This is a genomic window from Bartonella saheliensis, from assembly GCF_902162175.1.
The window spans coordinates 1-13,741 of sequence record NZ_LR607209.1 but is presented as its reverse complement, the minus strand read 5'-3'; the positions used below and the strand labels follow the sequence as shown (position 1 = coordinate 13,741).

At 37.3% G+C, this 13,741-nt stretch carries 7 protein-coding genes; 4 read left to right on the top strand and 3 right to left on the bottom strand.

Annotated elements, in window-relative coordinates; translation table 11 throughout:
• The first annotated feature begins 33 nt into the window (after positions 1-33).
• Positions 34-3,522 (top strand): DNA polymerase III subunit alpha, encoded by a 3,489-nt coding sequence (gene dnaE / locus FS875_RS05885; protein ID WP_144754370.1) that lies wholly within the window; start codon positions 34-36, stop codon positions 3,520-3,522.
• Positions 3,523-3,711: 189 nt separating this feature from the next.
• On the opposite strand, the gene FS875_RS05880 is transcribed toward dnaE, so the two are convergent.
• On the bottom strand, positions 3,712-4,959 hold the full coding sequence (locus FS875_RS05880) for an FAD-binding protein (protein WP_144754367.1): 1,248 nt from the start codon (positions 4,957-4,959) through the stop codon (positions 3,712-3,714).
• 47 nt (positions 4,960-5,006) lie between these two features.
• The gene (locus tag FS875_RS05875) at positions 5,007-5,255 is read right to left on the bottom strand and encodes a zinc-finger domain-containing protein (protein WP_120122180.1); all 249 of its coding nucleotides are present in this window, start codon (positions 5,253-5,255) and stop codon (positions 5,007-5,009) included.
• 325 nt (positions 5,256-5,580) lie between these two features.
• Between FS875_RS05875 and FS875_RS05870 the strand changes: the two genes are divergently transcribed.
• Positions 5,581-7,761 carry an RNA degradosome polyphosphate kinase gene (locus tag FS875_RS05870; RefSeq protein ID WP_144754364.1) on the top strand — a complete coding sequence of 727 codons (2,181 nt, stop codon included), beginning with the start codon at positions 5,581-5,583 and terminating at the stop codon, positions 7,759-7,761.
• 6 nt (positions 7,762-7,767) lie between these two features.
• Positions 7,768-9,285: an exopolyphosphatase gene (gene ppx / locus FS875_RS05865; protein ID WP_144754361.1), complete on the top strand. Its 1,518-nt coding sequence runs from the start codon at positions 7,768-7,770 to the stop codon at positions 9,283-9,285.
• Between the two features lie 504 nt (positions 9,286-9,789).
• On the opposite strand, the gene rnd is transcribed toward ppx, so the two are convergent.
• Entirely contained in the window at positions 9,790-10,944 is a 1,155-nt protein-coding gene (gene rnd / locus FS875_RS05860) for a ribonuclease D (RefSeq protein ID WP_144754358.1), read from the bottom strand.
• 133 nt (positions 10,945-11,077) lie between these two features.
• On the opposite strand from rnd, the gene aspS reads away from it, so the two are divergent.
• Positions 11,078-12,871 carry an aspartate--tRNA ligase gene (gene aspS / locus FS875_RS05855; RefSeq protein ID WP_144754354.1) on the top strand — a complete coding sequence of 598 codons (1,794 nt, stop codon included), beginning with the start codon at positions 11,078-11,080 and terminating at the stop codon, positions 12,869-12,871.
• Positions 12,872-13,741 lie beyond the last annotated feature (870 nt).

Here is a 13,741-nt window from a genome sequence, read left to right as displayed (position 1 = left end):
TTCGCATTTAGTTTGTAATAGGAAATTGTGAGAGTGATCAAAGATAAAAATAAACTGCAAGAGGACAAAAATTCTTTTCCTCGCTTTATTCATTTGAGAGTGCATTCAGCTTATTCCTTGCTTGAAGGGGCTTTAAAAATCCCGCAAATTATTCAACAGGCAATTTCAGATTATGCACCAGCGGTTGCTATTAGCGATACCAATAATTTATTTGGAGCTTTGGAATTTTCGCAGTATTGTCTTTCTCATGGGGTTCAACCTATTATTGGTTGTCAGCTTACTGTCGATTTTTGTGATGAAAATGATCATTCACATTTGCTTAAAGGACGGAATGCTTCTGATTTTTGTTCTATCGTTCTGTTGGCTGCTAATGAGACCGGTTATGCTCATTTGGTTCGTCTTGTAAGCCGTGCTTATCTTGATAAATGTGATACTGATCCTCCTCATATTAAAGCTGATTGGCTGGAGGCACACAGTGAAGGTATAATCGCTTTAACGGGCGGTAAGGGAGGACCTATTAATCTTTCCTTGGTAGAAGAAAAAAAAGAACGCGCTGTTGAGCGCTTAATTTATTTGAAAAAAACTTTTACTGATCGTCTTTATGTGGAATTACAACGGCATGGCTCTTATGACCGAGGGATAGAAGCAGATCTTATTGAATTGGCTTATGCGCATGAAGTTCCTCTCGTTGCAACGAATGAAGCCTTTTTTCTAAAAAAAGAAGGGTATGAAGCGCATGATGCGTTAATGGCTGTTTCAGAAGGACAAATCGTCTCTAATCCAGATCGCAAGCGGGTGACTCCAGATCATTATTTGAAGTCACAAGATGAAATGGTTGCACTATTTTCTGATCTTCCAGAAGCTTTAGAAAATAGTGTTGAAATTGCATTGCGTTGTCATATTGCCACGCCTCTTCGAAAACCGATATTGCCTCGTTTTATAGGACAATCTGCTAATTCAGAAACTACTTTAGAAGCAGAAGATAGTGAGTTGTTAAATCAAGCTAAATCTGGTTTAAAGATGCGACTTAAAACAATTGGATTGGCTGAAGGGTATACGATTGCAGATTATGAACAGCGGCTTGATTATGAGATCTCAGTTATTACGCGTATGCAATTTTCTGGATATTTTCTTATCGTTTCAGATTTCATAAAATGGGCGAAGATTCATGATATTCCTGTTGGTCCAGGGCGGGGTTCTGGTGCTGGTTCACTTGTTGCTTATGCATTGACGATTACCGATGTTGACCCATTGCGTTTTTCTCTTCTCTTTGAGCGTTTTCTCAATCCAGACCGTGTTTCGATGCCAGATTTTGATATCGACTTTTGTCAAGAGCGGCGTGAAGAAGTTATTCAATATGTTCAAAAAAAATATGGACGTGATCAAGTTGCTCAAATTATTACCTTTGGTAAGTTACAAGCCCGTGCGGTTTTGCGTGATGTAGGGCGTGTTTTAGAAGTTCCTTATCGTCAGGTGGATTATCTTACAAAATTAATTCCCGCCACGCCAGGAAGTCAGGTAGAATTAGCGGATGCGATTAAGGATGAACCTAAATTTGAAGAAGAAAAGAAAAAAGATCCTGTTGTTGGACGCACATTAGATATAGCACTTCAGTTAGAAGGACTTTATCGTCACGCTTCCACTCATGCTGCTGGGATTGTTATTGGAGATCGTCCGCTTTGGGAGCTTGTCCCGATGTATCGTGATCCTCGTTCTGATATGCCTGTTACACAATTTAACATGAAATATGTTGAACAGGCTGGGCTAGTAAAGTTTGATTTTCTTGGATTAAAAACGCTTACTGTTTTGAAAATGGCTGTTGATTTTGTTGCTAGACAAGGGATCAAAATAGATTTGTCAAATATCCCTCTGAATGATGAAGCAACCTACGCTATGATGGCACGGGGTGAAACAGTTGGCGTATTTCAGGTGGAAAGTTCTGGTATGCGCAAGGCGCTGATTGGAATGAAACCAGACCGTATTGAAGATATTATTGCACTGGTTGCGCTTTATCGTCCTGGTCCAATGGAGAATATTCCAACCTATAATGCACGCAAACACGGGGAAGAGGAAATTGCTTCCATTCATCCTAAAATAGATCATCTGATTAAAGAAACACAAGGTGTTATAGTCTATCAAGAACAGGTGATGCAGATTGCTCAAGTGCTGGCTGGTTATTCGCTTGGTGAAGCTGATTTATTACGTCGTGCTATGGGGAAGAAAATTCATGCAGAAATGCAAAAACAGCGTACACGTTTTGTCAATGGAGCCGTTGCTGGTGGTGTTGATAAAGAGCAAGCAGATATTATCTTTGATCTTTTAGCAAAATTTGCCGATTATGGTTTTAATAAATCTCATGCTGCTGCTTATGCAATTGTTTCTTATCAAACAGCTTATATGAAAGCCAATTATCCCGTTGAGTTTTTAGCTGCTTCAATGACGCATGATATGACGAATACCGATAAGCTCAATGATTTTCGGCGTGAGGCGTTAAGGCTGGGTATTGAAGTTATTGCACCTTCTATACAAACATCTCATCGTGTTTTTGAGGTTGGTGAGAACTGTATTTATTATTCTCTTGCTGCTATTAAAGGGGTGGGAGAAACAGTTGTCGATCATATCGTCGCTTGCCGTGGGAATAAAATTTTTAAGGATCTGGAAGATTTTTGTGCACGTGTTGATCCTCATATTGTTAATAAGCGTGCGATGGAAAGTTTAGTTTGTGCTGGTGCTTTTGATTGTTTTAATATTGCGCGTGAAGTTTTATTAGCCAATCTTGGAACGCTTCATGCACGGGCACAACGTATTCTCGATGACAATTCTAGTGGGCAGTTTGATATATTTGGAATGGAAGGCGGATTAAAAGAACCATTAATTTTATCCCAAACGACTCCTTGGTTGCTGGCTGAAAAACTTTATCGAGAATTTCAAGCAATAGGCTTTTACTTTTCGGCTCATCCATTGGATGAGTATCAAGCTATTCTCGCCAAAAAACGTGTTCAGACTTGGAGTCATTTTGCCAATGCCGTTAAAGGAGGGGCAACGGCTGCACGGCTTGCTGGAACCGTTGTAGCAAAAAATGTACGCAAAACAAAATCTGGTAAAAAAATGGGAATTATTCATTTTTCTGATACAAGTGGACAATATGAGGCCGTTCTTTTTTCTGAAGCACTTTCGGATTATGAGGAAATACTAGAACCTGGAAAATCTTTTATTATTACGGTGAGTGCAGAAAATCGCTCTGAAGGAGTTAGTTTGCGAATTGAGACAATTCAGTCTTTGGAAAAGGAAGCATTACAGCACCATAAAATGATGCGTCTTTTTATAAAAACAGTTGAGATGCTTCCACAAATTGAACAGAATTTAAATCTTGAGGGAAATGGAGAGGTCGGACTTATTTTAATTCAAGAAAATGGCTTGCGAGAAGTCGAGATTGCACTTCCAAAGCGATATAAAGTCAATTCACATGTCGCAAATGCTATGAAATTAATTCAGGGTGTTGTCGATGTAGAATTAAGTTAAAACAAGAGTAAAGAGAGGGGCTATTCGAGGGGATTTTTGCTTTTGGAAAAGTTGGAAGTTGAGTTTTGAAAACCAGATAAGTGATTTCGAAAGAGCTTGCTTTTATTTGAGTAAGTTATGATGGACTTTCAGTGTCATAAAGTCAAAAAATTTCTTATCTTTGATAATATTCAAAGTACGAGAAAAATTTTATAAGTTTTGATCATTATTTCTTATGGAATTCATTGCATCATACCTATAAAGCCAATGGAGGCTTGACATAATGCTCTCAGGTGTGCGAATTTTCATTATGAGATTACGGGCTGTTGCTATGGGGCCGGTTGCATGATAAGCTAATCTGTTGAAATCTCCACGTTTTTTGACTGATACGATACGGGGGGTGCGTGTTGTTTCGTAAAGCGAAAGTGCTTTTGTTAATGAAAGATCTTTCAATGAAAGTGCTTCTGCTAATGTGGCAGCATCTTCGATTGCCATAGCGGCACCTTGCGCTGCAAAAGGTAAAGCTGCATGCGCACAATCGCCAACAAATACTTGTCGCTCTAAGCCTAGAAAACGATTTTGTTTCATGTAAAAAAGCGGCCAATATCTCCATTCATCAATATGATCAAAGATTCGTAATATTTTTGAATTCCAACCTTTAAAAAGAGATTTGAGTTTTTCTTTATCTCCTGTATGCGCCCAGCCTTCTTTTGAATTTTCCCCATGCGTAATAGCAACAAAGTTAAAGATTTTTTCTGACGACTGAAGGGGATAGACAACAAGATGATTATTTGGTCCCATCCACGCTGTGATTGTCTTCATATTTTGCAATGAAGAACGAAAGTCTTGGGGAAGATTATCACATACTGTCGTTGCACGCCAAGCAATAAAGCCACTAAAATTTGCTTTTTCATGAAAAGGAGCTTGTTGCCGTAATGTTGACCAAACGCCATCACATCCGATCAGGAGTGGCGTTGAATAAAGCTGTTTTGTTACTGTATCTGTTTTTATTGTCGTTATTTTAATATTGGTTGCAGAGTGGGTAAAAGATATGATTGTTTCACCTGCTTTGTATTTAATTAGAGGACTTTCAATCACTGCATTATACAAAATTTTTTGTAAAGCCGCACGATGAATGGTTATATAAGGGGCTTTCCAATATTTTTCTGTTAGATTGATAAGATGGGCATGTAGACGTGTTTTTAAAGATACCCCATCTTTTAACTCAAGAAAATCTGGGATTATTGCGACTTCAGTGAGTTTATTAAGAAGTTTCCAGTGAGCAAGAATAGATGTTGCATTTGGAGTGAGTTGAATACCAGCACCTATCGTTTCAAGTTGCTTACATTTTTCGATAATGGTGCTTGCAATTCCTTTATGAGCGAGCGCTAAAGCGGTACTTAAACCCGCAATTCCTCCTCCAACGATAATGGGTGATTGCTCCACAAATGATTTCATATTAAATAAGCAGAACTAAAAGAGTGGTAGAAAGCCCGATAACGCATTTATACTAACTCCTCTGGATGATATAAACATCCTGTTGGGTTTGTTTGATCGTATGAAAGTGAGGGAACATAACGATAAAGGGTTGAGCAATAAGGGCAGATTTTCTCATCAGCTGCTCCCATATCGATAAAAATATGGGGGTGATCGAATGGTTGTGTCGCCCCTACGCACATAAATTCTTTCACACCAATTTCGATTGTTTTATATCCAAGGTCATTTTGAAAATGGGGAATGTTATGATCAGCCATGGTGTATAAACTCCAAAATAAATTGTTTCATCAGCTATGATAAAGCTCTTCTATTTTACAAGCGTGAGTTTGTAATAATGCTTATAATAATGCAAGACACTTTTTAAAGCCAAGTGCTCTTCTTTTATGCTATATAGAATAATCGGTATGCGTTTAGCACTTTGCATATGGAGCTTGTTTCTAAGTATTTTAAAATATTAAATGGAAACATAATAATAAAAATGGGACATTGATGTATTATTATGATGATAACATATTATAGAATGTTATGTGAGGTATTTCATCAAGGATTTTAGATAGTATAAAAGAAGATTAATGAGCATATATGGAACAGAGGGTGGCAGATAAAATTTCTCTATCGGATATAACAATGAAAAATCCGGTGCGTTTTATTAATCGAGAGTTTTCATGGCTACAATTTAATAATCGTGTTTTGATGGAAGCGGCTAATTCGAAACATCCTTTATTAGAACGGTTACAATTTCTTTCGATTTCAGCAACAAATCTTGATGAATTTTTTATGGTTCGTGTTGCTGGTCTTGCAGCTCAAATTCGTGCTCATGTTACAGCACGCAGTGCAGATGGGTATACTCCACAGGAGCAACTTGATATTGTATTAGCCGAAATTTCAAAATTGCAGGTTCAGCAACTACGTGAATTGAATGTTTTACGTGGCGAATTAAAAAAGAATGATATTGAAATTATTTGTTCTGATGATCTTTCAGACATTGAAAAATCGTGGCTTGAAAAATATTTTCTTGATACAATTTTGCCTGTTCTCAAACCTTTGTCTGTTGATCCTACATATCCTTTTCCCTTTATTCCTAATTTAGGGCTTTCTCTTGCGTTTCAATTGTCTGAAGGAGCCGGTCACCCCGCACGTACAGTGTTATTGTCTATTCCAATGCTTTTGAGGCGTTTTATTCTTCTTCCTCAAGAGGGTAATCATTTTCGTTTTATTGCATTGGAAGATGTTATTTACCTTTTTATCAAATATCTCTTTCCTCATTATGAAGTTAATGGAATTGGTACATTTAGAGTGATTCGGGATAGTGATATTGAAGTAGAAGAGGAAGCTGAGGATCTTGTTCATTTTTTTGAAAAGGCGCTTAAAAGGCGGCGTCGTGGGCAGGTTATTCGTGTTGAATTTGATGCAAAAATGCCAGAAAATTTACGCCAATTTATAGCGAACTGTCTTGCTATTCCTGATAACTGTATTCATGTTCTTGATGGGCCTTTGGCACTTAATATGGTTTCAGAAATTGTTTCTATTTCCCGTGATGACCTCAAATTTATTCCTTATATTCCTCGTGTTCCCGAGTCTATTCGTAAACATAATGGGGATTGTTTTGCGGCTATTCGTGAAAATGATATTGTGATTCATCACCCTTATGAAACGTTTGATGCTGTTGTCCAATTTTTACGTCAAGCTGCCCACGATCCTGATGTTGTGGAAATCAAACAAACACTTTATCGGACATCAAATGATAGCCCAATTGTTAGTGCTTTGATTGAAGCGGCTAAACGGGGAAAGTCTGTGACGGCTTTGGTAGAACTTAAAGCACGTTTTGATGAGGAAGCAAATATTCGTTGGGCACGGGATCTTGAATGTGCTGGTGTTCAAGTTATTTTTGGTTTTATTACCTTAAAAACACACGCTAAGATGTCTCTGGTTGTGAGACGTGAAGGAAAAGGTCTTTGTTCTTATGTTCATCTTGGAACAGGAAATTATCATCCCGTTAACGCTAAAACTTATACGGATCTTTCTTTTTTTTCCACAGACGATGATATCGCACATGATGTTGTGTTATTGTTCAATTATATTGCGCAATATGAGCGTCCACATGAAACAATGAAGATTGCGTTTTCACCCTTAACATTGCGTGGTCGTATTCTTCAACATATTGAAGGAGAAATTGCTCATGCACAACAAGGAAAGTTTGCTGCTATTTGGATGAAAGTGAACGCATTGGTTGATCCTGAAATTATTGATGCTTTATATCGTGCTAGTCAAGCTGGGGTGCAGATTGATTTGGTTGTGCGGGGGATATGTTGTTTACGTCCTCGTATTCCAGGAATTTCGGATAATATTCGTGTAAAATCAATCGTAGGGCGTTTTCTTGAACATAGTCGTATTTTTTGTTTTGGGAACGGTCAAGATTTGCCTAACGAAAATGCACTTGTTTACTTAGGATCTGCTGATATGATGCCTCGGAATCTAGACTACCGTATTGAAATATTGGTTCCAATTTTTAATAAAATGGTGCGGCGGCAGATTCTTTTACAAATTATGGTTGCCAATCTCATTGATAATCAACAAAGCTTTGATATACTGAAAGATGGAACATCAAAACGTATCACACCGCAGAGAGGTGAAAGTCCGTTTAATGCGCAGGAGTATTTTATGGCCAATACAGGTTTTGCGGGGGAAAGTGAGTCTTTTGAATCTTCTATTTCGCGCTTGGTTGCGTTGCATCGCCAACAAGCTGAAGTGCATAAAGACTGAAATCCAATGACATATAGAGATGCTCAAGGCCGGTTAAAAGGGCGTAAGCCTGTTGCTGTTATTGATATTGGATCAAATTCTGTTCGGTTGGTTATTTATGAGGGGCTTGTTCGCTCACCAACGGTTTTGTTTAATGAAAAGATTCTTTGTGGTCTCGGTCATGGTGTGGCCAAAACGGGATTTTTAGAAGAAAAAGCGATGAAAATGGCGTTGCAAACGCTCAAGCGATTTCGTACGCTTTGTCGACAAATTGGAGCCGATGAAGTCTATACTTTAGCAACGGCAGCAGCACGAGATGCAAAAAATGGCGTCGCGTTTATTCAAAGTGCTGAAGATATTTTACAAAATAAAATATATCTGCTTTCAGGAAGTGAAGAAGCGATGTATTCAGCCTATGGGGTTGTTTCTACTTTTTATCAACCAAAGGGACTTTCTGGAGATCTTGGTGGTGGAAGTCTAGAACTTATTGATATTGATCATTCTGATGTCGGTGAAGGGATAACGCTTCCATTGGGTGGTTTACGACTACAGTATATGTCAAATAATGATAGTGCGGTTGCTGCAAAAATTGTACATGAGCAATTTTATAAATCTTCTGTTTCACGTACGCGTAAAGGTATGGCACGTCATTTTTATGCTGTAGGGGGGACGTGGCGTAATTTAGCAAAACTCCATATGGCAATGAAACACTATCGACTTCCTGTTATGCATGGCTATGAAGTTGATGCCATGGAAATGGAGAGCTTTTTACGTCTTGTCGCAAGCGGTAATATTGATAATATGAGGGGGATTGCGGCAGTTTCACAGAATCGTCGGAAACTTTTATCGTATGGGGCCATTGTCCTTATTGAGCTCATTCAGTGTATGGGGTTTGAAAAGATAATCTTTTCTGGTGCTGGCGTTCGTGAAGGTTTTCTTTATTCACGCTTGCCACAGGAGATTCGACTTTCAGACCCTCTCATTGCTGCTTGCACAGAAATGGCTATTTTACGGGCACGTTCTCCAAAACAAGCAGAAGAGCTTATTGATTTTACGACAAATGCCTTTGATGTTTTTGGAATTTCAGAAACTGAAAATGAATGCCGTTATCGTCAAGCGGCTTGCCTTCTTGCTGATATTGGTTGGCGTATACATCCAGATTATCGGGGGAATGAAGCAGCCAATCAGATAGCATTAGGGTCTTACCCAGGAATTTCTCATGAGGGGCGCCTTTATGCAGCGCTTGCTGTTTTTTTTCGTAACACGAGTGTGCTGGTTGATAAAGAATCTCTTCCCATTTTTCAATTAGCAACGCCAAATATCATTGAGAAAGCACGTATTCTTGGTGAGACTATGCGTATTGCTCATCTGTTTAGCGCTTCTGTTGCAGGAATTTTACCTCATTTATTTTGGCTTAAAAAAGAAGATCATATTGTTTTGCAGATTCCAAAAAATTATGCTGGATTATTGGGAGAACGTCCTCTTGGGCGATTAAAGAAGTTATCTAAAATAGTAAAGCAACCTCTTGCTTTTGAAGTTTCTTGATTTTTCCTGCTCATTTATTTGCGTTTTAGATCTTAAAAGATTAGGTGTCTTAGTTTCTATGCTCGTTCATTTTTAATGATTAAATTGCAATTTTGATTTAAAATTTTTCTTTCTAAAACTTTTCTGAGAAGCTGTTGTTTTTTCTAGATGTTTTTTTACAAGGTTGTTATTTGATTGATCTGACAAAGATTTAGCTGTTTTCTTTTATAAGCATTTACTATTTAAATTTTTTTAAATTTATCAGCAGCAGATTTTATTTATCTTATTTGTGTTGTTTTCTAGCGTATACCAAGTTGATATAGATAAGGAGCGTAAAGGGTTGTAAAAATGAGAATGTTTTAAATTTACTCAAAAGTTCTTTTATATTATTTCAAATAAAATTGATTTCATAAGGTACGGTTGCAATTTTTTCTTTTGATTTTCCGCTCATCACTCATCATAATATAAAACAAACCTCTTTTTAGGAAATTTTATGGAAGTCTTAGAATGTGGGAAGAATGTGCATTAAAGCTGTTTTGTGCTTATTTTTCCATCGTTAAAGTAAAAACCTATCTGCCCTTTTAGAAGTTGTTCAGCTTTTTGACCAAATATTTCATAGCGCCAACCATTCATAGCGGGAATATTTTTCTTCGTTCCTCCATTAGCGATTTTTTCTAAATCATTAGATGTTGCAATAATTTTAGGGGCAATACTGTTTTCGTTTGCAACAAGTTTTAATAATACTTTAAGCAGATCAATAACAACAGCTGTCGTATCATTGAGTGGATTATGTTTGGGAATGGGAGGTAAAGTAGAAAGGTCAACCTCTAAACCTTCGTGGACAGCTTTGATTAATGACTGTGCAATTGAGCGTTTATCCCAATTTTTATTAAGACTGCGCAATCGTTTTAATGCAGTTTCATCTTTTGGTTGTTGAGTTGCTATTTCTATAAGACATTCATCTTTAATAATATGGCGACGGGGCATATTGTATTTTCGTGCTTCACGTTCACGCCAAGCTGCTATCTTTTGTAATACAGCAAGTTCACGCGGTTTTTTAACTTTTCCTTTCACTTTTTTCCATGCTTCATCTTCTGGCATATCATAGGTTTTAGGATTTAAAAGGATTGTTATTTCATCATCCATCCAGTGAGTCCGTTGATTCTTTTCTAATCTTTTTTTTAAGAGGAGGTAAACATCTCTTAAGTAGGTGACATCAGCAAGGGCATAGAGCAGTTGTTTTTCAGACAGCGGGCGACAACTCCAGTCTGTAAAGCGGGAGGATTTATCAAGATGATGCCCTGTGCAACGTTGTACAATTTGATCATAGGAGATAGAATCACCAAATCCACAAATTGATCCGGCTATTTGTGTGTCGAAGAGAGGGGAAGGAATAACACCTCCAAGATGATAAATTGTTTCAATATCTTGGCGGGCTGCATGAAAAACTTTGACAATTTTTTTATCGATCATAAGATCAAAAAAGGGTTGTAAATCAATATCTGGCGCTATGGGATCAATTAGAACTGTAACATCTGGTGATGCGAGCTGAATTAAACACAGTTGAGGCCAAAAAGTTGTTTCGCGGATAAACTCAGTATCAACTGTTACGAAATTAGAGCTACGTAGAGTGTTAAGTGCAATTTCAAGATCTGTTGTTTGTGTAATAAGATTCATCATTCTATTATAATTCAATAAATTTAAATTTGTCTTTTATTGACTTTATTTTCGCGTTTTTATTCTCATATCTTGACAAATGGTTATTAAAAAGCGTTTGTAGCGCATGTGAATATTATAATCAAAGGCAAAAAACATGCACCGTTATCGCAGTCATCATTGTGCGGCCCTTCGTAGATGTGATGTAGGAACACAAGTTCGTCTTTCAGGATGGGTTCATCGTGTTCGTGATCATGGAGGAATTCTTTTTGTGGATTTACGTGATCATTTTGGAATCACGCAAATTGTTGCGGATCCAGCTTCTCCGGCTTTTAAGGCTATTGAAAAAGTGCGTTCTGAATGGGTCATTCGTGTGGATGGGGAGGTATGTGCACGGTCTGATGAGGTTATTAATGCAACGCTTCCAACAGGTGAGATTGAAATTTTTGCACAAGAGGTAGAAATTCTTTCAAAATCTGAAGAGCTTCCTTTACCGGTTTTTGGTGAGCCTGATTATCCAGAAGATATCCGATTAAAATATCGTTTTCTTGATTTGCGTCGGGAGACTATGCACAAAAATATTATGCGTCGGACTGAAATTATTGCGGCTATGAGACGGGCTATGCAAAATAATGGTTTTACGGAATTTACAACACCACTTTTGACAGCCTCATCGCCGGAAGGTGCACGTGATTTTTTGGTTCCAAGTCGTGTTCATCAGGGAAAATTTTATGCACTACCGCAAGCACCACAGCAGTATAAGCAGTTGTTGATGATGTCAGGTTTTGATCGTTATTTTCAAATTGCGCCATGTTTTAGAGATGAAGATCCGCGGGCTGACCGTCTTCCTGGTGAATTTTATCAATTAGATGTTGAAATGAGTTTTGTTGAGCAGGAAGATGTTTTAGCAACGATGGAACCTATTATGCGTTCTATTTTTGAAGAATTTGCAAATGGAAAAACAGTGACACAAAACTTTCCGCGCATTTCTTATGATGAAGCAATGCGGAAATACGGTTCTGATAAGCCTGATTTGCGTAATCCGATTATTATGGAGAATGTTTCTCAGCATTTTTACAATTCTGGTTTCAAAGTTTTTGCTCAGATTTTAGCGAATGATGAGAATGCACAAGTGTGGGCTATTCCGGCTAAAACGGGTGGAAGTCGTGCTTTTTGTGATCGTATGAATGTATGGGCACAAGGTGAGGGACAACCAGGGCTCGGTTATATTTTCTGGCGTGAAGAAGAAGGAAAATTTGAAGGAGCAGGGCCTATTGCCAAAAATATTGGTGAGCAGCGAACTGAAGCGCTTCGTAGACAACTTGGACTTGAAAGTGGTGATGCTTGTTTTTTTGTAGCTGGAGATCCAAAAAAATTTGCATCTTTTGCTGGAGCAGCTCGCATACGGGTAGGAGAAGAATTAGATCTTGTCGATAGAGAGAGTTTCTCTTTAGCGTGGATTGTTGATTTTCCATTTTTTGAATGGAATGAAGATGAGAAAAAGATTGATTTTGCCCATAATCCCTTTTCTATGCCTCAAGGGGGAGAAAATGCTCTGGAGTCTCAAGATCCTCTTACGCTTAAAGCTTTTCAATATGATCTTGTTTGTAATGGTTATGAGATTGCATCCGGTGGAATTCGTAATCACTTACCGGAAATGATGCTTAAAGTTTTTGAACTTGTAGGACTTTCTAAGGAAGTTGTGAAAGATCGTTTTGGTGGTCTTTATCGTGCATTTCATTATGGGGCTCCACCCCATGGTGGTATGGCGGCCGGAATTGACCGCATTATTATGCTGTTGCAAGGTGTTAAAAATTTACGTGAAGTTGCTTTATTTCCTATGAATCAACAGGCACTTGATCTTTTGATGAGTGCGCCATCTGATGTTTCTTCTACACAATTACGTGATTTAGGAATCCGCATGGCTCCTCCTCACAAAAATAATTCATAAAGTCGATTTATGTCGTCTCTTTCTTAGTAGTGTGAAATTTTGATGCCTCTCAAGAGCATATCTGTTGTTTATAGACTTAGAGAGGTAAAAATGCTATTGGTTAATCTTTCAAAAGGCTTGTTTATAAAAAATATCTCTTAATGTAATCGATCTCGTGTTCTGATTTTCGCTTGTGAATGATATAACTTAAAACCTCATGAATGGTATAAAAGTTATTGCTATTTTTATTGATAAAGGGTGAGTCGTCATTTTCCTTTCGAGATTTTAATATCGTTGAGACTTTTGGTATGCAAAGGGTTTTAGCGTTTTGGTTTCTTTCTTAGATAGTCGCTCTTCCCTTTGTGATAAGTAGGAAAATGATTATGATTGATTTATCATGAATAAATTGGAAATGAGAAAACTTTAGAATAGTTAGGATTTTATTTAAGTTATATATATCAATATGTTATTTGTATTTTATTGAAGTTCTTACGACATTGTAAAAGATAATTATCTCTCTTTGCGTTTATGAAAATAATGCATTTTTGCTTCCTATGGACTTAACCTTGGGGAACTCTATAAGCTTTAAATATTTTTTAAGTTTTTCATAGAGAAACGGGATGAAGTTGTTATATAATTTACTTCTGTACTAAAAGGTGATTTTTGAAGGTGTTTTTGTTATTCCCAAAAGGATGAAATAGCTCTTTATAGCCATTAAATTACATCATTGGATTTAGTAAAGCTTTCAATAAGATTTTTGTTGAGAATAATCTGTATTTAAAATATTTTTTGGGGAAAATTGTTGTTGTTGAAAAAATGATAAAAAATTTATTTCACATCGTTTTGAAAGGTTATATCTTAATTCCAGTTTTCTTAGTAATAATAGTATAG